The following is a 21,703-nucleotide window of genomic DNA, read 5'->3' on the forward strand; positions in this document are numbered from 1 at the left end:
TGGCGTCAGCGAGTTGGGCGCTCCCCCCCCCCCCCCCCCCCCCCCCACGCCCCCCCCCCCCCCCCCCCCCCCCCCCCCCCCCCCCCCCCCCCCCCCCCCCCTTCGCCGGCCCGGTGGACGGGCGCGGCGCCTCAGGCGTGCGGAGCGCCGTAGTACCCGGCGAGCAGCCGGTGGTACTCGTCGTCGCCGATGTGCTTCTCCCGGTCGAACTCCGGTGCGTCCTCGATGTCCTTCTTCGTACGGGCGAGATAGACCGTGCCCCGGTCGTGGTCGATCGAGGAGACCACGCCGGCCGGCAGCAGGACGTGCCGGCCGAAGATCCACACATGGGTGTCGACGACCAGACACGCGGCGCCGGCCTCGTCGACGTACGCCTCGACCGTCCCGACGGTGCCGTCGATCGCCTCGACCGAGTAGCCGGTGAGATCGGTCCCGGCCCGGCGCTCCACCGAGTCCTGGTAACGCCAGATGCTGTCCGTCACAGCGACACCTCTCCTCTCACTTCTTCGGTGTGGTGCGGGTGTAGCGGCGCAGGGCCCAGGCGGGCAGCGCGAACCAGCACACCATGAACCAGGCGGCGAGTCCCGCGACGATCCACGGGACGGCGGTGTCGTCCATCGCCATGCGCAGGATCAGCAGCAGCGCCGAGGCGACCGTCGCCAGCAGAAGGACGATCCCGACCAGGGCCAGCCGCGACGCCCAGACCACCGTCTCGGGCTTGAGCCGGTGCCCGGTGACGAACCGGTGGAACGTCACCGTGCCGACCAACGCGCCGGTGGTGGCCGCGCCCAGCAGCACCGTCACCACGTAGATGGCCTTGTCGGTCTGCCCGAGCGTGACGAAGCGCGGCGTGAACACGACGGTGAGCAGGAAGCCGAAGAGGATCTGCACGCCGGTCTGGATGACCCGCACCTCCTGCAGCAGTTCGATCCACCGTCGGTCGGCGCGCTCCTCCGGCGTCTCATGACGGCCGTCGGCCGTCTGGCGCGGCCCCAGCGGCTCCGATTTCACCCCGGCCTCACCTGCCTTTGCATCCGCCCGGCCGCGCGGCTACGCCCGCTCGCTCTTCTCGGTGGTGCGAAACGCCAGCTCGTTGTCCCGCACCTCCACCCGCACCTCGTCCCCGGCCGACAGCGCACCGTCCAGCAGCAGCCGCGAGAGCGCGTTGTCGACCTCGCGCTGGATGATGCGGCGCAGCGGCCGTGCCCCGTACTCGGGCTGGTGACCGCGGTGGGTGAGCCAGTCCACGGCCTCGGGGGCGAACTCCACGGAGATGTCCTGGGCCTCCAGCCGGCGCCTGGTGCCCCCCAGCAGCAGACCGGTGATCTGCTGCAACTGGGCGTCGCTGAGCCGGTGGAAGACGATGATCTCGTCGAGCCGGTTGAGGAACTCCGGGCGGAAGTGCTCGCGCAGGCTGGCCAGCGCTCGCTGCCGGGCCCCGTCGCCGCCCGGCGTCCCCGAGATCTCCGCGCCGAAGCCGAGCACCCCGCGACCGCCGCTGAGCGCGTCCGAGCCGAGGTTGCTGGTCATCACGATCACGGTGTTCTTGAAGTCGACCGTACGGCCCTGGGAGTCGGTCAGATGCCCGTCGTCGAGCACCTGCAGCAGCATGTTGAAGATGTCCGGGTGGGCCTTCTCCACCTCGTCGAGCAGCAGCAGCGAGTACGGGTGGTGACGCACCGCCTCGGTCAACTGGCCGGCGTCCTCATGCCCGACGTATCCCGGAGGGGCGCCCACCAGCCGGCTGACGGTGTGCCGCTCCTGGAACTCGCTCATGTCCAGCCGCACCATGCGCTCCTCGCTGCCGAACAGGGCCTCGGCGAGTGCCCGGGCCAGTTCGGTCTTGCCCACGCCAGTGGGGCCGAGGAAGAGGAAGCTGCCGATCGGGCGGTTGGGGTCGGCGAGCCCGGCCCGCGACCGCAGGATCGCCTCGGAGACCGCAGTGACCGCGTCGTCCTGCCCGATGACGCGGGTGTGCAGCCGGTCCTCCAGGCCGAGCAGCAGCTCCTTCTCCTCCTGCGTCAGACTGCTCACCGGCACACCGGTCTGCCGCGACACGATCTCGGCGATGTCCTCCGCGGTGACCATCACGATCCGGCCGTCACCGCTCGGCGCCGCGCCCTGGGCCGCCTCGATCCGCGTGGTGAGCGCAGTGATCCGGTCCCGCAGCTCGGTGGCCCGCTCGTACTGCTCCGCGGCGACCGCCTGGTCCTTGTCCACGGCCAGCTGCTCCACCTCCCGCTCCAGCGCCCGTACGTCGGTGGTCTTGGCGCCCGAACGCAGTCGGACCCGGGCGCCCGCCTGGTCGATCAGGTCGATGGCCTTGTCCGGCAGGAAGCGGTGCGGGATGTAGCGGTCGGAGAGCTCGACCGCCGCGAGCAGCGCCTCGTTGGTGTAGCGCACCTGGTGGTGCGCCTCGTAGCGGTCCTGCAGCCCGCGCAGGATCTGCACCGTGTCGGCGACCGACGGCTCGGGCACCAGGATCGGCTGGAAGCGGCGGGCCAGGGCGGGGTCCTTCTCGATGTGCCGCCGGTACTCCTCCAGCGTGGTGGCGCCGATGACATGCATCTCGCCGCGGGCCAGAGCGGGCTTGAGCATGTTGCTCGCCTCCAGCGAACCGCCGTCGCCGCTGCCGCCGCCGGCCCCGACGACCGTGTGCAGCTCGTCGATGAAGACGATCAGCGATTCGGGGTGGGTGCGGACCTCCTCCATGATCCCGTTCATCCGCTCCTCGAAGTCGCCGCGGTAGCGCGTGCCGGCGAGGACCGCGGTCAGGTCCAGGGCGACCACGCGCCGGCCCGCCAGGGTGTCCGGCACGTCCCCGTCGGCGAGCCGCTGCGCCAGGCCCTCCACGATCGCGGTCTTGCCGACACCCGCGTCGCCGACCAGCACCGGGTTGTTCTTCCCCCGGCGGGAGAGCACCTCGATGGTCTGCTCGATCTGCTCCTCGCGGCCGATGACCGGGTCGATCCGGCCGGCCCGGGCGAGATCGGTCAGATCGCGGCTGTACTTGTCGAGGGTGGGGGTGTCGTGCTTGGGCGCGGCGCCGTGCTCGGCTCCTCCGTGCTGGGGCCCGTGACCGCTCTGGGCGGCGGCCTGCGGGTCGAAGTGGGCGAGGTTCAGGATGCGTCCGGCCGCCGAGTCGGGGTTGGCCGCCAGCGCGTCGAGCACATGCTCGGGCCCGATGTACGACGCCCCGTTGTCCCGCGCCAGCTCGTGCGCGCCCAGCAGCGCCCGTTTGACCGCGGGGGTGACCGCGACGCTGGACTGCTTGGGGCCCTCGCCGGCGCTGCGGTCGATCTCCGCCGCGAGCGCGTCGGGGTCCGCGCCGGCCTGCCGCAGCAGTGTGCGGGTCGGTTCGGCGGACAGCGCCGCCCGCAGCAGGTGCTCGGTACCGAGCTCGGGGCTGCCGTGCTCGGCGGCGTAGTTGGCCGCGGAGGTCACCAGGTCCCGGGCGGGCCCGCTCATCAGGCGTGCGATGTCGGCCTGGCGGGGTACGGGCTGCCCCGGCTCGCCGCTCCCGGACGTCGCGCCACCGCCGAGGAAGCGCGCGAGGAATTCACTGAACGGGTCCGGGCCGTAACCCTCCGGACCCATGAATCCATTGCTCATGTGTGTCCGTTCCGCTGTCACGGCGGTACCGCGACATGCTGCCTTGCCGGGTTCCTTGGGTTGCCTTCGGGCTCCTGCCTGGCGGGTGCCCGGGGGACGAGGCGTCACACGTCACCCGCCACTGCTCTGCTTCAGGATCGGCTCCCACAGCCCCATCCGCACCCGGGCGGGCCGGGAGCCACCGCACGGCGTCCTGTCACATCTCCTGGTGGATGCGGGTCAGATCGGCGGTGAGCGCGTCCAGCCAGATGACCGAGTCGAGCAGGAGGGCGGCGGAGAGCGCACGGGCCTCCCGGTCGGGGCTGTCGCGCGGGATGGGCGGGGCGACGGCCAGCAGGGCGCGGATGTCGAGCGTGGGGCGCGGCGGGGGCCGCTGGTCCCCGGTGCCGGCGTCGTCGGCGCACAGGCGATGGGCCAGGGCGCGGTAGTCGGCCGCGGTGTCGCCGGCCGCCCGTTGCAGCCAGGCGCCGACCTCGTGGTGGGTGATCCTGCCGGGGCGGCCGGGCAGCAGCCGTTCGCCGCGCCGGGCGTCCGCCCCGGCGACCAGCACCGCGGGCCAGTCCGGCTGCCGGGCGGTCTCCTGCCGCGGCTCGCTCTGGTACTGGGCCAGGCTCTCCTGCGCCAGCGCCAGCGCACGGTTGATCGCGACGATGCCGCCGATGTCGGCCGCGCCGGTGGCCCCGGCCGGGGACGTGGTGCCCGGAGCGTCGGCCGTCCTGGTGGGCGCCACGATGTGGGCGACGGTCCGCCCGACGGCGTCGGCGACGGCCGAGCACACGCCGGCCATACTGCGGCTGACCTCCCGCCCCGCGCCCCGCGGCCAGGCCACCAGCCCGCAGGCCAGCCCGATGAGGCTGCCGGCCAGCACGTCCAACAGCCGCACCGGGGCGAGCTGCCAGGTGACGGGGGAGACCTGCGCGAACAGCGTGGCGACGACCAGGGTGAAGCCGCCCTGGGCCCAGGCCAGCCCGCGCAGCGGTCCCGCGATGAAGGCCGGCAGCATCACCAGCGGCAGCAGCACCGCGTACACCGCCGCCCGGTCGTGGACCGCGGCGAGCAGCCCGCCGGCCAGCAGTGCGCCGACCAGCGTGCCGATCAGCGCCTGCCGGACCGCGGAGCGGGTCTCCAGGCTCGTCGTACGGGTCAGCGTCAGCGTCGCGAGCAGGACCCAGAAGCCGTGCTGCAGGTCGAGGAGTCCGGCGACGGCACGGGCCGCCGCCAGGCCGAGCGCGAACCGGCAGGCGTTCTGGAAGATCACCGAGCGGGGGGTGAGGTGGGTGGTCAGCCGCCGCCACCACAGCTCGGGGGCGTGCGCCCGGGCGTAACCGAAGGCGTGTCCGGCGCGGTCGCGGTCCACGCCGCGGTCACCGAGCAGCAGCCGGGTGGCCAGCACCAGGACGACCGCGGCGTCGGCGGCCTGGACGACCTGGGACCTGCGGCGCAGGAAGACCAGCCGGTCGTCGCCGCTCAGCAGCTCCAGGGAGTCCAGTGCCCGGTGGGCGCGGGCCGGCGCCAGCTCGCGCTGCAGCGCCTCGGGCGACGGCCCCTCGCCGGGCCGCAGCCGCCCGCCCCGCCGCAGCGCCACGGCCGCCGCACGGGCCGCTTCGCTGATGCCCTGGAGCAGCGCGACCGTCTCCGGGCGGTAGGCATGCCGGCCCCCGGCCACGGCGTGCAGGGCCGCCAGCCGGGCCAGCAGGGTGCGGACCGCCTCGGCGGCGTGTGCCATCGCCTTGTGGGCGAGGGTGGGGGAGGAGGGCAGGTCGGCCGGCGGTACGCGGGCGGGCCGCAGGGCGTCGGCGGCCGTGCGCGCCCGCGCCAGGGCCGGCTCGGGGACCACCCCGCCGTGGTGGTCCGCCAGGCCCGCGGCGGCGTCGGCGGCCTCGGCCAGCAGCCGCCGGAAGGAGGGGGTGTCCGGTTCGGGCAGCACGAGGCGCTCGGCCAGCGCGAGCAGCACGGCGCCCAGCACGAAGCCGGACAGCCGCTGGCCCAGGGTGTCCGGGGCGTACGGCGGGAAGCACGGGAGGATGTACAGCAGCTGCATCCCGGGAGCCGCGCCGGCGATCCGCGGCCCGGTGGTGCCCGCGTAGGCGACTAGGAAGCCGATGACGAGCATGCCCAGGACGGCTGCCCAGGTCGCGACGGCCAGCAGGGTGCCGAGCGTCAGCAGCGCCAGGCCCGCGGGGAGCGCGGTCAGGACGGTCGCGGCGCGCTGCCGCCCGGATCCCGGGATGCGGGCGAGCGCCCCGAGCGCGACCACGGTGAACGTCGCGTACACCGACATCACGGCCAGGTCGAGCCCGTAGCGGCAGACGTAGAAGGCGACGCAGGACGCGGCGGTAACCCGCAGCGCGTTGCCGACCACCGACCGGTGCGCGCGCGGCACCGCCGCGCCGGGCCCGCCGGCCGCACGCCCCGGGCCATGCCGTGCGGAGACTTCCTGCCGCGGCCTCACCTCTCCACTATTGGCCGGCGGCCCGGGGCCCGCAGCCCACGCCGCCGAGCCAGCCGCCGGCCGCGTCGCACGCACGCTCCGCGGCCGGCAGCGCCCCGAGCGCACCCAGGAACCCGTGGAAGGTCCCGCGGTGCTCCTCGACCCGGGCCGGCACGCCCGCCTGTCGTAGCGCGCGGCCGTAGGCCCGTCCTTCGTCCCGCAGCGGATCGCACTCGGGCAGGACCAGCAGCGCGGGCGGCAGCCCGGTCAGGTCCGGAGCCAGGCCGGGGGAGGCGTACGGATGACAGCCGTCGCCGTCCGGGCCCAGATACTGCCGCCAGTACCAGCGCATATGGGCCGTGGTGTGGAAGAAGCCGGTCGCGTAGTCGGCCGCGGACGCGCTGGTCAGGCGGTGGTCGAGGGCCGGGTAGAGCAGGAGCTGGGCCGCGAGCGGGGGGCCGCCGCGGTCGCGGGCCATCAGCGTGACCGCGGCGGCGAGCCCGCCCCCGCTGGAGTCGCCCCCGACGGCCACCCGCGCCGGGTCGCACCCCAGCCGGTCCGCCTGCGCGACGGCCCATACCGTGGCCGCGTAGGCGTCCTCCACGGCTGCCGGGAAGCGCGCCTCGGGAGCCGTCCGATAGGCCACCGAGACCACCGACGCGCCACTGCGCAGGGCGAGTTGACGGCAGGTCGCGTCATGGGTGTCGAGGTCGCACATCACCCATCCGCCGCCGTGGAAGAACACCAGGAGCGGGCCGGGCCCGGTGGCTTGGGCCCGCGGGCGGTAGAGGCGTACGGGGACGGCGGGCGCGCCGGGCGGTCCGGGGACCCGGCGGTCGAGGGTGTCCACACCGTCCGCCGGGCCGGGACGGGGCCCGGCCCCGGTGCCGGAGGCACGGCGCAACGACGCGATGTCCAGCGGCCCGCGGGCGGGGTCGGGGAACCGCGCCGACATCGCGTCGGCGATCCGGCGCGCGAGGGGCGGGAGCGGATCGGGCGAGGCGGTCGGCCGGCTCATCCTGTGGTCAGCCCGCCGTCCACCGCGAACTCGGCACCGGTGATGTACGAGGAGGCGTCGCAGGCCAGGAAGCGGACCAGGTGGGCCACCTCGTCCGGCCGGCCGACGCGGCGCCACGGCACCCGCGGCCACTCCCGGTCCCCGGGAGCCGTGCCCAGCGCATGCGCCACCATGGGGGTGTCGATCACTCCGGGGTGTACGGAGTTGACCCGGATCCGGTCGCCGGCCAGATCGAGCGCGGCGGACCTGGTCAGCCCGCGCAGCCCGAACTTGCTCGCCCCGTAGGCCGCGTGCCCCGCGATCCCCCTGAGCCCGGCCGTCGAGGAGATGGTGATGATCGACCCGCCGCCGGCCCTGCGCAGCTCCGGGACCACCGCCTTGATGCCGAGGAAGGAGCCGGTCAGGTTCACCCGCAGCACCCGCGCGAAGTCCTCCTCGGTCTCCTTGTCGACGGGCGCGGCGTGCCACACCGCCGCGTTGTTGACCAGGATGTCGAGCCGCCCGAAGGACGCGACCGCGGCCTCGGTCACACGCTGCCAGCCGCCCGCGTCGGTCACGTCGTGCGGGACGAACACCGCGGCGTCCCCCAGTTCCGCGGCGACCGCCCGGCCCTCCGCCACCCGTACGTCGCCGAGCACCACCCGCGCCCCGGACGCGACGAACAGCCGCGCCTCGGCCGCGCCCTGGCCCCGCCCGGCACCGGTGATCACCGCCACCTTGCCGTCCAGCCGCTCCCCGCCGGCGCTCATGCCCGCTCCCCGAGCGCACGGAAGTGCGGGATGACCCGCTCGCCCCACTGCCGGATGGTCTCCAGACACACCTCCTGCGGCACGGTGCCCATCTGGATCAGGCACATCACCTCGTCCACCCCGATCGCCCGCAGCCGCTCGACGTAGGCGATGGCGTCCTCGGCACAGCCGTACGCGTGCCGGGCGTTGTAGGGACCGGTGTCGACCGGCCGCGCCGGGATGTTCGCCTCGTCGAGCCGGGCGACGAGCTGTGCCCGGCGCCGCGCCAGCGCCTCGACATGGTCCTCGTCCTGCGCGTAGGCCCTCGGCGCGGGCCCGTCGCCGTACCAGTGGGCGATCGCCTCGGCGAAGAACCGCTGACCGCGGGTCCCGATCTGGTACGCGGCGGCGGCGTCGTCCAGCACGATCGTGGGACACAGCGCGGACAGATGGTCGTGGGGCCGCTCGCCGACGAAGTGCGCGCCGCTGCGGGCGGCGATCGCCTCGTCGTAGATCGTGCGCATGGCCCGTACGTCGTCGGCGCCCGCGAAGCCCATCACCAGTGCGCCGACGCCCAGTTCGGCGGCGCGCCGGAGGCTCTCGTGCCTGCTGCAGGCCATGAACAGCGGCGGGTGCGGGGCCTGAACGGGCCGGGGGAGGACCGCGCCGGGACCGATGTCGATCGACCCGTGCCACTCGAAGGTCTCGCTGCGCCAGGCGCCGGCGAGGATCCGCAGCGCCTCCTCCAGCTGCGGCTGGGTGTCCTCGGGCCGCACCCCGAACATGGCCATCTCCTGCCGGGTGGCGCCCCGGCCGGCGCCGATGTCGACGCGTCCGCCGGAGAGTACGTCGAGCATCGCGGCGCGCTCGGCGACCCGGACGGGGTGCTGGTAGCCGAAGGGCATGGTCACCACGCCATGGCCGATGCGGATCCGTGCGGTCCGCGCGGCGACCCAGGTCAGAAAGATCTCGGACGCGCTCATGTGCGCGTACTGGCGGAGGGCGTGGTGCTCGACCGCCCAGATCCGGTCGAAGCCCATCGCCTCGGCGTGCACGGCCTGTTCGACGCAGTCGTGGAGGACCCGGCGCTCGTGCTCGGGGGCGGGGTCGGCGAGTTGCGCCTCGAAGATCATCGAGAATTTCACGAAACTCCCTTCAGGGTATTTCGAATAGAAATATGTCTAGCAGTAACACCTGGACATCGGAAGGGAGTTGACCCGCCCGCCCCTCGCGCCGCCCGCCCTCCGGCCCGGCTGCAGCCGGGGTGCGGGCGGACGCGGACCGTAGACTGCGGCACGTGACGGAGACGAGGGCGGGCGCGGCGAACGCCGGCGATGCGGAGCGGCCGGCACTGCCGGCGACCAGCTGGGCGGTGCTGGGGCTGCTCTCCTTCGGCGAGGAGCTGTCCGGCTACGACCTGAAGAAGTGGTCGGACGGCTCGCTGCGCTTCTTCTACTGGAGCCCGTCCTTCAGCCAGATCTACGGCGAGCTCAAGCGCCTGGAGAACGTCGGCTATGTCAGCTCGCGGATGGTCGCCCAGGAGACCGGCAACCGCGACAAGCGGGTCTATGTGATCACCGACGAGGGGATGGCGGCGGTCCGGCACTGGGCGCGCGAGGCGCCGGTGGAGCCCCCGGTCCTCAAGCACGGGGTGATGCTGCGGCTGTGGCTCGGCCATCTGCTGGAGGCCGACCGGATGCGTGAAGTGCTCGGCCGGCACCGGGAGTACGCGGAGGCGATGCGGCAGCGCGCCGAGGTGGACGTCGAGAGCGCCCGCGCCGAGGAGGCCTGGGCCTACCCCTCGCTCGTCCTGAAGTGGTCCGAGCGGTTCTACACCGCCGAGCGGGACCTGGCGGACGCGATGCTGGCCGACCTGGACGAGATGGACGGCGGGCGGCGCTAGGGCCTGTCCGATGGGTCGGGGTCGGAAAGGCCCTAGAGGGTGCCCGCACAGTCCCGCCTGGGAGCTGCGTCGGCAGAGTCCCGTCCTGGATGAACTCCCCTCCTGGGGGGGGGAACTGTGACGTCGGATCAGATATGACGTGAACTCAGGTACGTGCGAGGACCAGCGCCCGGCATTCCGACGGCGTCCCCCAGGCGTCCCGCAGCGGGCGCGCCTTGCGGATCCACAGGGAGAGGTCCAGCTCCTCGGTGTACCCCAGGGCGCCGTGCAGCTGGAGCGCGGTACGGGCCGCGGCGTATCCGGCCTCGCCCGCGGCGACCTTCGCCGCCGCCACCTCCCGGCGGGCCGACGGCGCGTCCGCCGCCACCGCCAGCGCCGCCGCGTACACCAGCGGCTGCGCGAACTCCAGCCCGATGAGGGCGTCCGCCAGCCGGTGCTTGACCGCCTGGAACGAGCCGATGGCCACCCCGAACTGGGTGCGTTGCTTGACGTAGGCGACCGTCTCGGCCAGCAGGGCGCGGCCGAGGCCCAGCGACTGCGCGGCGGTGAGCAGCCGTGCCACGTCGACGGCGTGCGCGGCGGCCGCACCCGCCGCCGGCCCGTCGGCCAGGACGGTGCCGCCGCGCGGGCGGGCCGGCCGCCGGGCCGGATCGAGACAGGGCTGAACGGGGCCGTGCGTTGCCGCACGGCGGACCGTGTCGCCCTGGACGGCGAGGACGGCGTCGGCGGCCGCCGCGTCCAGGGCGTACGGCGTGTCGGCGCACAGGCTGACCACGGCGTCGCCGGAGGCGATCCGCGGCAGCCATTCGCCGGCCTGGACCTCGGCCCCGGCGTCCTCGCCGAGCCGGTCCCACAGCACCGCCGCCGCCACCGTCTCCACTAGGGGACCCGGCACCGCGTGACGCCCCAACTCCTGGAAGGCGACGACCAGTTCGATCGGCAGCCAGCCCATCCCGCCGTGCTTCTCCGATACGGCGAGCCCGAACACCCCCGCCGCCGCGATCCGCGCCCACAGCGCCCGGCCGGGCCCGGTGTCCCCGCGCGCCCAGGCCCGTGCCGCCGCCGCGGTGCCGGACGCCGCCAGCATGCCGTCCAGCGTACGGGCGAACTCCCGCTGCTCCTCGGTCGTCAGGAAGCGCATCACCGGCGTCCCTTCGGCAGGCCGAGCAACCGCTCGGCGATGATGTCGCGCTGGATCTCATTGGTGCCGGCGTAGATCGGCCCGGCGAGCGAGAAGGTGTAGCCCTCGGCCCACCGCCCGTGCGCGGGCGCCTCGTCGGCGTCGTCGGCGAGCGCGCCGTACGGGCCGAGCAGGTCCAGCGCCGTCTCATGCAGCGCGAGGTCCAGTTCGGACCAGAAGACCTTGGTCAGGCTCGAGGCGGCGCCGAGGTCCGCCCCGCCCGGTCGCGCCCGGCCGGGGGCGTCCCCGTCGCCGGCCGTGAGCCGGGAGGCCTGGGCGTAGGTGTGGAGCTGGTACGCACGGGCGCCGATCAGCGCGTCGGCCACCCGGTCGCCGAGGGAGCCGGCGGCCTCGGGAGACCGGCGCCACAGCGCGGCCAGTCGCTCGGCGGCCGCCGTGAAGCGGCCCGGACTGCGCAGCGTCAGACCGCGCTCGTTGCCCGCGGTGCTCATCGCCACCCGCCAGCCCTGCCCCGGCTCGCCGATGACCTCCGCGTCGGGCACGAACACCCCGTCCAGGGAGAGTTCGGCGAAGGCGGGCTTGCCGTCGAGGCGGCCGATGGGGCGCACCGTCACTCCGGGCGCGTCCAGCGGGAACATCAGATAGGTCAGGCCCTGGTGCGGCCGGGCGGTGTCCGGGTCGCTGCGGAACAGGCCGAAGGCGCGGTCGGCGAAGGCGGCCCGCGACGACCAGGTCTTCAGACCGTTCAGCAGCCAGCCGCCGTCGGTGCGTACGGCCGTCGAGCGCAGCGACGCCAGGTCCGAGCCCGACTCCGGCTCCGACCAGGCCTGGGCCCAGATCACCTCGCCGCTCGCCATGGGGCCCAGGACCCGGGCGCGCTGCTCCTCGGTGCCGTGCTCGAAGAGGGTGGGGGCCAGGAGGTTGATGCCGTTCTGGCCGACCCGGCCGGGGGCGCCCGCGGCGTAGTACTCCTCCTCGAAGATCAGCCACTGCAGGATCGAGGCGCCCCGGCCGCCGTACTCCTCGGGCCAGGAGACCGCCGACCAGCGGTCCGCGAAGAGCCGGCGCTCCCACTCCCGGTGGGCGGCGAAGCCCCGTGCGGTCTCCAGCGACGGCAGCGGGGCTGCGGGTACGTGCTCCGCGAGCCAGGCCCGGGCCTCGGCCCGGAAGGCGTCCTCCGCGGCGGTGAAGGCGAGGTCCATCAGGCTCCGGCCTCCGGGGAGGACGGCTGCCGCTGCGCGGCGTGCCGCCGCATCGCGTGGATGTCCATGCCGCCCAGCGGGTCCGCGGCCGTCTCGGCGTTGTGGGCGTGCGCGAGATGGTGCAGGCCGAAGACCGAGTCCAGGCCGCCGTGCAGCCCCTGGAGGTCCTCGGCCTGGTTGACGGCGCGCTTGGTCAGCGCCAGGCCCAGCCGGGGCATCTCCGCGATGCGCAGCGCCAGTTCCTGTGTACGGTCGGCCAGTTCGGCGCGCGGCACCACACGGTTGACCATGCCCACCTCGTACGCCCGCCGAGCGCTCATCCGGTCCCCGGTGTACAGGAACTCCTTGGCGATCCGCGGCGGCATCACCCACGGGTGGGCGAAGTACTCGACGCCGGGTATCCCCATCCGTACGACCGGATCGGCGAAGAAGGCGTCATCGGCGGCGACGATCAGATCGCAGACCCAGGCGAGCATCAATCCGCCCGCCACACAGGCCCCTTGGACCGCGGCGAGCACCGGCTTGGGCAGCTCCCGCCAGCGGCGGCACATGCCGAGATAGACCTCCGACTCACGGGCGAACCGGCTCTCCGCGCCCGCCTTGTCCGAGTGGTCCCACCACAGCCCGGCCGTGCGGTCGAAGGGAAGGTGCGCATCGCGCCCGGGGGTGCCGATGTCATGGCCCGCGGAGAAGTGCCGGCCCTCGCCGGCGAGGACGACGACCTTGACCTCGTCGTCGTCCGCGGCGCGGTACAAGGCGCGGTCCAGGGCGTAGGTCATCGCGGAGTTCTGGGCGTTGCGGTAGTCCGGGCGGTTCATGGTGACGGTCGCGACCGGGCCCTGGCGTGCGTAGCGCACGGGCTCGTCGTCGTGGGCAGCGGGCATCCGCCCCTCCTTCCCTAACAAGTGTTTGGTAGGTTAACGTACGGCCAGGAGCAGCGTCGAGGCCCAAGGAGGCTCGCGTATGACACCGCCCCCCTATGTGCCCGGCCACGCTCTGCTCGCCGGCCGCAGCGCCGTCATCACCGCGGCCGCCGGGGCCGGCATCGGCGGCGCCACCGCCCGGCGCTTCTTGGAGGAGGGCGCCCGGATCGTCGTCGGCGACAGCCACGCGCGGCGGCTGACGGAGAGCGCCGAGGCGCTCGCCGCCGAGTTCGGCGCGGACAAGGTCGCGGCCCTGCCCTGCGACGTCACCGACGAAGAGCAGGTGGGCGCCCTGCTGGAGCTGGCCGAACAGCGCCACGGCCGGCTCGACATCGTGGTCAACAACGCCGGGCTCGGCGGCACCGCCGACCTCGTCGAGATGACCGACGCGCAGTGGAGCAAGGTCCTCGACGTGACCCTGAACGGCACCTTCCGCTGCACCCGGGCCGCGCTGCGCCGGATGCGGCGCGCCGGCCGCGGCGGCGTGATCGTCAACAACGCCTCCGTCGTCGGCTGGCGCGCCCAGCGCGGCCAGGCCCACTACGCCGCCGCCAAGGCCGGGGTGATGGCACTGACCCGCTGCGCCGCCGTGGAAGCCGCCGCGTACGGCGTACGGATCAACGCGGTCTCGCCCAGCCTCGCGATGCACCCGCACCTGGTGAAGGTGACCACCCCCGAGCTGCTCGCCGAACTCACCGAGCGGGAGGCGTTCGGACGCCACGCCGAACCCTGGGAGGTCGCCAACGTCATCGTCTTCCTGGCCGGCGACTACGCCTCGTACATGACCGGCGAAACCGTGTCCGTCAGCTCCCAGCATGCCTGAGGAGCGCCGCCGCGAACTCCTCGCCGCCGCCGCGGAGGTGTTCGCCGTCCAGGGCTACGACGCGACCACGGTCCGGCAGATCGCGGACGCGGTCGGGATGCTCGCGGGCAGCCTCTACTACCACTTCGATTCCAAGGAATCGATGCTGGACGAGATCCTGTCCACGTTCCTGGAGGAGCTGTGGGACGGCTATGACGCGGTGCTCGCCGCGTCGCTCGGGCCGCGGGAGACGATCGAGGCGCTGGTCACCGAGTCCTTCCGGGAGATCGACCGGCACCGCGCGGCCGTCGCGATCTACCAGAAGGAGGCCAGGCACCTCGCCGCCCACCAGCCCCGCTTCGGCTACCTCGCCGACTCCCAGCGGAAATTCGAAAAGGCCTGGCTGGGCACGCTGGAGCGGGGAGTGGCCGACGGGGTCTTCCGCGCCGACCTCGACATCCGGCTGACGTACCGGTTCGTCCGCGACACCGTCTGGGTGGCCGCCTCCTGGTACCGGCCGGGCGCACGGCACCGCCCCGAGGAGATCGCCCGCCAGTACCTGTCGATGGTGCTGGACGGCATCGCCTTGCGGAACTGACCGGCCGATCCGCAGAATCTGACCAAGGAGACCACCATGTCCGAGGCCTACATCGTCGAGGCGGTCCGCACCCCGGTCGGCAAGAGGGGCGGCGGTCTGTCCGGCGTCCACCCCGCCGACCTCGGCGCCCATGTGCTGAGCGCGCTGATGGCGCGCACCGGCGCCGACCCGGCCGCCGTCGAGGACGTCGTCTTCGGCTGCCTGGACGCCGTGGGGCCGCAGGCCGGGGACATCGCCCGCACCTGCTGGCTGGCCGCCGGGCTGCCCGAGGAGGTGCCCGGCGTCACCGTCGACCGCCAGTGCGGCTCCTCCCAGCAGGCCGTCCACTTCGCCGCCCAGGGGGTGCTCTCCGGTACCCAGGACCTGGTCGTCGCGGGCGGAGTGCAGAACATGTCGCAGATCCCGATCGCCTTCGCCAGCCGGCAGGCCGCCGAACCGCTGGGACTCACCGAGGGCCCGTTCGCCGGTTCCGCGGGGTGGCGGGCCCGTTACGGCGAGCAGCCCGTCAACCAGTTCCACGGCGCCGAACTGATCGCCACGAAGTGGCACCTCACCCGCACGGACATGGAGGAGTTCGCGCTCCGCTCCCATCGGCGGGCCCTGCGCGCCATCGACGAGGGCCGCTTCGACCGCGAGATCGTCCCGTTCGGGGTCGTCACCGTCGACGAGGGCCCGCGCCGCACCACCTCGCTGGAGAGGATGGCCGAGCTGGCGCCCGTCGTCGAGGGCGGCCGGCTGACCGCCGCGGTCTCCTCGCAGGTCTCCGACGGCGCGGCCGCCATGCTGCTCGCCTCCGAGCGCGCGGTGGCCGAACACGGCCTGACCCCGCGGGCCCGCATCCACCATCTGTCGGTACGGGGCGAGGACCCCATCCGGATGCTGACCGCACCCATCCCCGCGACGGCGTACGCGCTGAAGAAGGCGGGCATGACGATCGACGACATCGACCTGGTCGAGATCAACGAGGCGTTCGCGCCCGTGGTGCTGGCCTGGCTCAAGGAGACCGGCGCCGACCCCGAGCGGGTCAACGTCAACGGCGGCGCCATCGCCCTGGGCCACCCGCTGGGCGCGACCGGCGTACGGCTGATGACGACGCTGCTGCACGAACTGGAGCGCACCGGCGGCCGGTTCGGGCTGCAGACCATGTGCGAGGGGGGCGGGCAGGCCAACGTCACCATCATCGAGCGGCTGTGACCGGCCGCGCCGGCGGGTGACTCAGCGCGGCAGGGCGGCGAGCGTGCCGTGCGCCTCGGTCATGATCCGGTCGACGAGTTCCGCGCAGGACGGCAGATCCTCGATCAGACCGGCGACCTGGCCCGCGGCCATCACCCCGAGGTCGGTGCGGCCCTCCACCATCGACGCCCGCAGCAGCATCGGGGTGTTGGCCGCGAGCAGGACCTGGCTCCAGGACAGTTCCTTGCCGTGCTTCATCGCCAGGCCGTCCCGGACCATCCGGGTCCAGCTCAGCCCGGACAGCTTCCGGAACGACGCGGCATGGCGCACCGCCCTCAGTAGCGCCGCGGTGCGCCCGGACCGCTCCAGCGCCGCGACCAGTTCGCTGCGCAGCATCCGGTGCGGCAGCCCGTCGACCTTCGTGGTGACGGTGATGTCCTGCACCGCCGCCTGCAGATAGCGGGCCTGTACCGCCGGCGGCACCGTGCTGTCCGACGTCAGCAGGAAGCGGGTGCCCATGGCGATTCCGGCCGCGCCGTAGGCGAGCGCCGCGACCAGGCCCCGGCCGTCGAAGAAGCCGCCCGCGGCGATCACCGGGATCCCGACCGCGTCCACGACCTGGGGCAGCAGCACGCTCGTGGCCACGTTCCCGGTGTGGCCGCCGCCCTCACCGCCCTGCACGACGACCGCGTCCGCGCCCCAGGCGGCGACCTTCTCGGCGTGCCGGCGGGCCCCGACGGACGGAATGACGATCACTCCCGCCTCCTTGAGCCGGGCGATCAGCTCACGGGACGGGGCCAGCGCGAAGGAGGCGACCCGTACGCCCTCCGCCACGATGACCCCGACGCGCTCGCCCGCGTCGCCGGCGTCGGCCCGCAGATTGACACCGAAGGGCGCATCCGTACGGGACTTGACCTCGCGGACCGCCGAACGCAGCTGCTCGACGGTCATGGTGGCCGAGGCGAGGATGCCCAGGGCCCCGGCGTCGGCGGCGGCCGAGACCAGCCGGGGTCCCGCCACCCACCCCATGCCGGTCTGTACGAGCGGGTGCCGCACCCCGACGAGCTCGGTCAGCGCAGTGGCGATCCGGGGGGTCGTCATACCGTCGGCACCTCGCGTTCGCGCAGCCCCTCGGGGTCGATGACCTCGCGGATCAGCCGCAGCTCCGCCTCGGAGGGCTCCCGGGTGCGGGGCACCTCGTCGGGCAGTACGAGCGGGAATCCGGTGGCCCGCCGGACCTCCTCGACGGTGACACCGGGGTGGACCGAGGCGAGCCGCATCGCGTGGTCCGCCGTCGCGAAGTCGAAGACCCCCAGGTTGGAGACCACGCGGGGGAGGTGATGGTAGCGGGTCGCGGACGGCCCGGCGGCGGCCGCGCTGTCGTAGCCCACCCCGCTGATCATGTCGACCTTCTCGACGAAGACCCGGGTGGAGTGCCTGGGCACCCAGTAACTGACCGGATTGTTGAGGGTGTTGACGGGTGCCCCGCGCACGCCCAGCAGCTGGCGGGCCGGCCGCCGCCAGTCACCGATGCAGGAAATGTTCTGGTTGCCGAAGCGGTCCAGCTGACTGGCGCCCATCATGACGTGCCGCCTGCCGCCGGTGACCATGGCCAGGTGCTGGCGGTAGGGCAGCCAGCCCTCGGTCTCCCCGTCGAGGCCCACCAGCCTCGCCTCGCCGTCGGTGAGCAGCAGGTCCGGCGAGAAGGTGTGCTTGGCGAGCCGGGCGCCGACGGACGGGATCAGCCCCATCGGGCTGGCGAGCACCTCGCCGTTGCCGCGCCAGGCGTCGGCGCAGGCGATCACGCAGTACTCGGCGCGGGTTGCCGTGGAGGTCGTCCTCATCGCTGCTCCTCGTGCCAGGTCCGGACCGCGCACTGGTAGCTCTTCTCGTCCCCGTGCAGGAACCGCTCGGCGAACTGTGGCCAGGGCGTGGTCGCGTAGAGCTTCTGGAAGGGTTCGTCGCGGCCGTAGTCGGGGGCGCAGGAGGTGAAGTGGGCGCCGTTGGGGGTCTCGACGACTCCGGTGACCGAGTGCCGCTTGACGAGCAGGGTCTGCGGGACGGCCGTCGCGAAGCCGTCCACCAGCCGCTCGCACGCGACGTAGGCGCGGTCCGCGGCCTCGCAGAACAGGTCGTCGAAGTACGGGTCGGGGCCCAGGTACTGGCCGTTGCCGCGCCGGTCGGCGCGGTTGACGTGGACCAGCGCCGCATCCAGCCGCAGCGCGGGCATGGCCACGAACGTCTCCGCGTCGTCGTAGGGCGAAGTGACCGTCCGCAGGCCCGGGTTGACGCGCATCACGTCCGAGCCGATACCGGCCCGTACGGGCAGGAACGGCAGCCGGTTGGCGGCGGCCCGCAGGCCCCACATGAACATCGCCTCGTCGACCTCCGTCAGCTCGAACTCCCCGCGCTGGCGGGCCGCGCGGAAGTGCGGTTCGAGCGGGATGGAGTCCAGGGTCGCGAACGGGGCGATCAGCCTGCGGATCCGGCCCGCGGCGGCGAGCAGGCCGACATCGGGCCCGCCGTAGGCGACGACGGTCAGATCGGTGACCGGGGAGCGGAGCAGCGCCCGTACCAGCGCCATCGGCTTGCGGCGCGAACCCCAGCCGCCGATGCCGACGGTCATGCCGCTGCGCAGGTGGGAGACCGCCTCGTCGGGGGTCATGGTCTTGTCGGTCACGGCTTCTGGGCCCCCTGCCCGGTCTCGGTGCCGAAGGTGTCGCGGATCCGGTCGGCGACTCCGCCGAGGTTCGCCTCGAAGGTGAACCCCTGCTCGAAGCGGTAGCTGCGGCGCACGTCGACGGGGTCGATGCCGTTGATGGCGGCCTTGGCGAGCCGCAGCAGAGCGCCGTCCTTGCGCGCGATCTCGCACGCCAACTCCACTGCCGTGTCCCGGAGTCGGGCGCCCGGGACGACCTTCCAGACGGAGCCGTGCGCCCGCAGTTCGGCGGCGGTGGCGGTGCGCGAGGTGTAGTAGAGCGTACGCATCAGATGCTGGGGGACCAGCCGGGCCAGATGCGTGGCCGCGCCGAGCGCCCCGCGGTCCAGCTCCGGCAGGCCGAAGGACGCGTCGTCGCTCGCCACGATCGCGTCGGCGTTCCCGGCGAGACCGATGCCGCCGCCGAGGCAGAACCCGTGCACCGCCGCGACGACCGGCACCTCGCACTCGTAGACCGCCGAGAACGCCTCGGCACAGCCGCGGTTGGCGTCGATCAGCGCACCGTGGCCGCCCTCGGCGGTGTCCCGCTGCAGCTCCTTGATGTCGACGCCCGCGTTGAAGCCGCGCCCCTCGGCGGCGAGCACCACGCAGCGGATGCCGGGGTCCCGGCCGGCGGCGCGCACGGCGTCGGCGAGGTCGTACCAGCCGTGCACGGGAAGCGCGTTGACCGGTGGGAAGTCCACGGTGACGACCGCGACGCCCGGCTCGGGCCTGGAGGTGGAGACACCCATGAGCGGATCAGCTACCTTTCCACCAAGCGTTTGTTAGGTAGCGAAGTTAGCAGCGGATCGCGCGCTGCGGGAGGGGTGCCGGGTGAGCCTGACTCTCGATCTGTCCGGGCAGGTCGCCGTCGTCACCGGCGGTACCCGGGGCGTCGGCGCGGGGATCGCCCGCTCGTTCCTCACCGCCGGGGCCGAGGTCGTGGTCTGCGCCCGGCGGCCCCCGGACACCCCCGTCACCGCGGCCGGCCGCACCGCCCGCTTCCGCCCGCTGGACCTGCGCGATCCGCCCGCCGTAGGGGAGTTCTTCACCCGGGTCGCGACGGAGTACGGCCGCCTCGACTGCCTGGTCAACAACGCCGGCGGGACGCCCTACCGCCTGCTCGGCGCGGCCGGCCCGGAACGGCACGCACGCGTCCTGGAACTCAACCTCACCGCCCCGATGACCGCCTCCCTCGCCGCGTACGAGGTCATGCGCGGCCGGCCGGCCGGCGGCTCGATCATCATGATCGGCAGTGTCAGTGGCACCCGCCCCTCGCCCGGCACCGCCGCCTACGGCGCGGCCAAGGCGGGCCTGGACAGCCTCGCCCGCACCATGGCCGTCGAATGGGCCCCACAGGTCCGGGTCAACACCCTCGTCCTGGGCATGGTCCGCACCGAACTGACCGCCCTGCACTACGGCGACGAGGCGGGCGTCGCCGCCGTCGGCGCCACCGTACCGCTCGGCCGGCTCGCCGAACCCGCCGAGATCGGCGACGCCGCGGTCTTCCTCGCCTCCGACCGGGCGGCGTACCTCACCGGTGCGAGCCTGCTCGTCCACGGCGGAGGGGAGCGCCCCGCCTTCCTCGACGCCGCCACCGTCAACCGCCCCGCCACACCCCCTTCCACCGAGGAGAGCTGAGATGACCGGAATCTGCGCCGGCCGCGCCGTCGCCGTCACGGGGGCCGGCCGCGGCCTCGGCCGCGCCCACGCACTCGCCCTCGCCGCCGAAGGGGCCGCCGTCGTCGTCAACGACCTGGGGGTGACCGCGGACGGCGCCGGGGCCTCGCGCGGCCCGGCCCAGCAGGTCGTCGAGGAGATCCGGGCCAGCGGCGGCCGGGCCGTCGCGCACACCGGCGACATCACCACCGCCGACGGCGCCGCCTCGCTCGTCGCCGCCGCCCTGGACTCCTTCGGCCGCCTCGACGCCCTCGTCAACAACGCCGGGTTCCTGCGCGACCGGATGCTGGTCAACCTCGACGAGGACGACTGGGACGCCGTCGTCCGCGTCCACCTCAAGGGCCACTTCCTGCCGCTGCGGCACGCCGCCGCCCACTGGCGGGCCGAGGCCAGGGCCGGCCGCACGCCCAACGCCCGGGTGATCAACACCAGTTCGGGCGCCGGGCTGCTCGGCAGCGTCGGCCAGGGCAACTACTCCGCCGCCAAGGCGGGCATCCTCGGCCTCACCCTCGTCGCCGCCGCCGAGCTGGGCCGCTACGGCGTACAGATCAACGCCATCGCCCCCTCCGCCCGCACCCGCATGACCGAGCAGACCTTCGCCGAGACGATGGCGGCGCCGGCCGAGGGGGAGTTCGACGCGATGGCCCCCGGCAACGTCTCCCCGCTGGTGGTCTGGCTCGCCTCCGCCGCCAGCGACGGCGTCACCGGCCGCGTCTTCGAGGCCGAAGCGGGCCGGATCACCGTCATGGAGGGCTGGCGCCGCGGCCCCACCGCCGACAAGGGCGGCCGCTGGACCCCGGCGGAGGCGGGCGAGCACGCCCGCGAGCTGCTGGCGGCGGCCGGGGATCCGCACCCGGTGTACGGGGCGCGGTGACGCGGGCCCCGGAGCGGGGCGGTCGGTGTCCCACCCGCTTGCGGCGCACGGGCCCGGCCGCCCACGACGCTCAGCTTCCGCGTGGTGGCGCGCCGGGCGCTACCTCACCGCGGTCCGGCACGCAGCCCCGCGAGAGCCGCCGCCCGGGTGAGCACCTCGACGAGCATGCCCGAGGTGAGCCGGCCGGTGAACACATTGCGCTGGCTGGGGTGGTAGCTCCCCAGGACGTGCAGCGGCTGCCGCCGTCCGGTGGCGGGCAGGGTCAGTTCCACGCCGTGGCCGAAGGCGGGCCGGGGCCGGGGCAGCTCCCACCCCGCGTCGCCGAGCACCGGCAGCAGCGCCTGCCAGCCGAAGGCACCCAGCACGACGACCGCGCGGAGACCGGGGGCGAGCAGCTCGAACTCCGCCGTCAGCCAGGGCCGGCAGGTATGCCGCTCGGCCGGCGTCGGCTTGTTCGCCGGCGGGGCGCAGTGCACGGGAGCGGTGACCCGCACCCCGTACAGCTCCAGCCCGTCGCCCTGATGCGTCGAGGTGGGCAGGGAGGCGAGACCCACCTCGTGCAGCGCGGCGAACAGGAAGTCGCCCGACGCGTCCCCGGTGAACATCCGGCCGGTCCGGTTGCCGCCGTGCGCGGCGGGCGCCAGTCCGACGACGGCCAGCGCCGCGTCCGCGGGACCGAATCCCGGTACCGGCCGCGCCCAGTACTCCTGGTCCCGGAACGCCGCCCGCGGCTGCGCCCCGACCTCTTCCCGCCAGCGCACCAGCCGGGGGCAGGCCCGGCAGCGCACCAGATGCGCATCCAGCTCCGCCGGGCTGGCGCAGCGCGCCGCGTAGTAGGCCGGGTAGCCGGCCTCGCCGCTGTCCGGCGGCGACTGCGCCGCCCCCGTCTCCTCCATGCCCCCAAGGTAGGCCACCGCGTA

At 74.1% G+C, this 21,703-nt stretch carries 21 protein-coding genes; 6 read left to right on the forward strand and 15 right to left on the reverse strand.

Annotated elements, in window-relative coordinates; translation table 11 throughout:
- Window positions 1–131 precede the first annotated feature (131 nt).
- From ACZ5XZ_RS00500 to ACZ5XZ_RS00530, 7 genes are all read right to left on the reverse strand, one after another.
- Window positions 132–482: a PRC-barrel domain containing protein gene (locus ACZ5XZ_RS00500; protein WP_468972918.1), complete on the reverse strand. Its 351-nt coding sequence runs from the start codon at window positions 480–482 to the stop codon at window positions 132–134.
- Between the two features lie 16 nt (window positions 483–498).
- Window positions 499–1,011, reverse strand: a complete 513-nt coding sequence (locus ACZ5XZ_RS00505; RefSeq protein ID WP_468972921.1) for a DUF6328 family protein — start codon at window positions 1,009–1,011, stop codon at window positions 499–501.
- Window positions 1,012–1,050: 39 nt separating this feature from the next.
- On the reverse strand, window positions 1,051–3,612 hold the full coding sequence (locus ACZ5XZ_RS00510; RefSeq protein ID WP_468972924.1) for an ATP-dependent Clp protease ATP-binding subunit: 2,562 nt from the start codon (window positions 3,610–3,612) through the stop codon (window positions 1,051–1,053).
- 196 nt (window positions 3,613–3,808) lie between these two features.
- Window positions 3,809–6,064, reverse strand: coding sequence for an FUSC family protein (locus tag ACZ5XZ_RS00515; protein WP_468972927.1), 2,256 nt, complete (start codon window positions 6,062–6,064; stop codon window positions 3,809–3,811).
- 7 nt (window positions 6,065–6,071) lie between these two features.
- Window positions 6,072–7,061, reverse strand: coding sequence for an alpha/beta hydrolase (locus ACZ5XZ_RS00520; protein WP_468972930.1), 990 nt, complete (start codon window positions 7,059–7,061; stop codon window positions 6,072–6,074).
- A complete protein-coding gene (locus tag ACZ5XZ_RS00525; protein WP_468972933.1) occupies window positions 7,058–7,810 on the reverse strand; it encodes a glucose 1-dehydrogenase in 753 nt (250 codons plus the stop codon). The genes ACZ5XZ_RS00520 and ACZ5XZ_RS00525 overlap by 4 nt, the downstream gene beginning before the upstream one ends.
- Window positions 7,807–8,934, reverse strand: a complete 1,128-nt coding sequence (locus ACZ5XZ_RS00530) for an LLM class flavin-dependent oxidoreductase (RefSeq protein ID WP_468972936.1) — start codon at window positions 8,932–8,934, stop codon at window positions 7,807–7,809. Before ACZ5XZ_RS00530 ends, ACZ5XZ_RS00525 begins: the two co-directional genes overlap by 4 nt.
- Before the next feature lie 152 nt (window positions 8,935–9,086).
- On the opposite strand from ACZ5XZ_RS00530, the gene ACZ5XZ_RS00535 reads away from it, so the two are divergent.
- Complete coding sequence (locus tag ACZ5XZ_RS00535) at window positions 9,087–9,692, forward strand: PadR family transcriptional regulator (RefSeq protein WP_468972939.1); 606 nt, start codon at window positions 9,087–9,089, stop codon at window positions 9,690–9,692.
- A 145-nt stretch (window positions 9,693–9,837) separates the two neighbouring features.
- On the opposite strand, the gene ACZ5XZ_RS00540 is transcribed toward ACZ5XZ_RS00535, so the two are convergent.
- From ACZ5XZ_RS00540 to ACZ5XZ_RS00550, 3 genes are read right to left on the reverse strand one after another with little or no spacing between them, the layout of a single operon-like run.
- Complete coding sequence (locus tag ACZ5XZ_RS00540) at window positions 9,838–10,833, reverse strand: acyl-CoA dehydrogenase family protein (protein WP_468972942.1); 996 nt, start codon at window positions 10,831–10,833, stop codon at window positions 9,838–9,840.
- Window positions 10,833–12,035: an acyl-CoA dehydrogenase family protein gene (locus ACZ5XZ_RS00545; RefSeq protein WP_468972944.1), complete on the reverse strand. Its 1,203-nt coding sequence runs from the start codon at window positions 12,033–12,035 to the stop codon at window positions 10,833–10,835. Before ACZ5XZ_RS00545 ends, ACZ5XZ_RS00540 begins: the two co-directional genes overlap by 1 nt.
- Entirely contained in the window at window positions 12,035–12,919 is an 885-nt protein-coding gene (locus ACZ5XZ_RS00550) for an enoyl-CoA hydratase (protein ID WP_468972947.1), read from the reverse strand. The genes ACZ5XZ_RS00545 and ACZ5XZ_RS00550 overlap by 1 nt, the downstream gene beginning before the upstream one ends.
- A gap of 79 nt (window positions 12,920–12,998) precedes the next feature.
- Between ACZ5XZ_RS00550 and ACZ5XZ_RS00555 the strand changes: the two genes are divergently transcribed.
- The 3 genes from ACZ5XZ_RS00555 to ACZ5XZ_RS00565 are packed head-to-tail and all read left to right on the forward strand — an operon-like array spanning window position 12,999 to window position 15,552.
- Complete coding sequence (locus ACZ5XZ_RS00555) at window positions 12,999–13,781, forward strand: SDR family oxidoreductase (RefSeq protein ID WP_468972950.1); 783 nt, start codon at window positions 12,999–13,001, stop codon at window positions 13,779–13,781.
- On the forward strand, window positions 13,774–14,358 hold the full coding sequence (locus ACZ5XZ_RS00560) for a TetR/AcrR family transcriptional regulator (RefSeq protein WP_468972953.1): 585 nt from the start codon (window positions 13,774–13,776) through the stop codon (window positions 14,356–14,358). The genes ACZ5XZ_RS00555 and ACZ5XZ_RS00560 overlap by 8 nt, the downstream gene beginning before the upstream one ends.
- A gap of 36 nt (window positions 14,359–14,394) precedes the next feature.
- Complete coding sequence (locus ACZ5XZ_RS00565) at window positions 14,395–15,552, forward strand: acetyl-CoA C-acetyltransferase (protein ID WP_468972956.1); 1,158 nt, start codon at window positions 14,395–14,397, stop codon at window positions 15,550–15,552.
- Between the two features lie 21 nt (window positions 15,553–15,573).
- Here the strand turns inward: ACZ5XZ_RS00565 and ACZ5XZ_RS00570 are convergent, their stop codons facing one another.
- The 4 genes from ACZ5XZ_RS00570 to ACZ5XZ_RS00585 are packed head-to-tail and all read right to left on the reverse strand — an operon-like array spanning window position 15,574 to window position 18,981.
- Entirely contained in the window at window positions 15,574–16,632 is a 1,059-nt protein-coding gene (locus tag ACZ5XZ_RS00570) for an NAD(P)H-dependent flavin oxidoreductase (RefSeq protein WP_468972961.1), read from the reverse strand.
- On the reverse strand, window positions 16,629–17,375 hold the full coding sequence (locus ACZ5XZ_RS00575) for a CoA-transferase subunit beta (RefSeq protein ID WP_468972964.1): 747 nt from the start codon (window positions 17,373–17,375) through the stop codon (window positions 16,629–16,631). Before ACZ5XZ_RS00575 ends, ACZ5XZ_RS00570 begins: the two co-directional genes overlap by 4 nt.
- Window positions 17,372–18,211 (reverse strand): CoA transferase subunit A, encoded by an 840-nt coding sequence (locus ACZ5XZ_RS00580; RefSeq protein ID WP_468972968.1) that lies wholly within the window; start codon window positions 18,209–18,211, stop codon window positions 17,372–17,374. Before ACZ5XZ_RS00580 ends, ACZ5XZ_RS00575 begins: the two co-directional genes overlap by 4 nt.
- The gene (locus ACZ5XZ_RS00585) at window positions 18,208–18,981 is read right to left on the reverse strand and encodes an enoyl-CoA hydratase family protein (RefSeq protein WP_468972971.1); all 774 of its coding nucleotides are present in this window, start codon (window positions 18,979–18,981) and stop codon (window positions 18,208–18,210) included. The genes ACZ5XZ_RS00580 and ACZ5XZ_RS00585 overlap by 4 nt, the downstream gene beginning before the upstream one ends.
- A gap of 82 nt (window positions 18,982–19,063) precedes the next feature.
- Here ACZ5XZ_RS00585 and ACZ5XZ_RS00590 point away from each other — a divergent pair, with 82 nt between their 5' ends.
- Together ACZ5XZ_RS00590 and ACZ5XZ_RS00595 are read left to right on the forward strand one after the other, a co-directional pair.
- Entirely contained in the window at window positions 19,064–19,870 is an 807-nt protein-coding gene (locus ACZ5XZ_RS00590; RefSeq protein ID WP_468972974.1) for an SDR family oxidoreductase, read from the forward strand.
- 1 nt (window position 19,871) lies between these two features.
- Window positions 19,872–20,783, forward strand: a complete 912-nt coding sequence (locus ACZ5XZ_RS00595) for an SDR family oxidoreductase (protein ID WP_468972978.1) — start codon at window positions 19,872–19,874, stop codon at window positions 20,781–20,783.
- A 104-nt stretch (window positions 20,784–20,887) separates the two neighbouring features.
- Here the strand turns inward: ACZ5XZ_RS00595 and ACZ5XZ_RS00600 are convergent, their stop codons facing one another.
- Window positions 20,888–21,679 (reverse strand): uracil-DNA glycosylase, encoded by a 792-nt coding sequence (locus tag ACZ5XZ_RS00600; RefSeq protein ID WP_468972981.1) that lies wholly within the window; start codon window positions 21,677–21,679, stop codon window positions 20,888–20,890.
- Between the last annotated feature and the right edge of the window lie 24 nt (window positions 21,680–21,703).

Source organism: Streptomyces sp. NPDC033270, assembly GCF_055576575.1.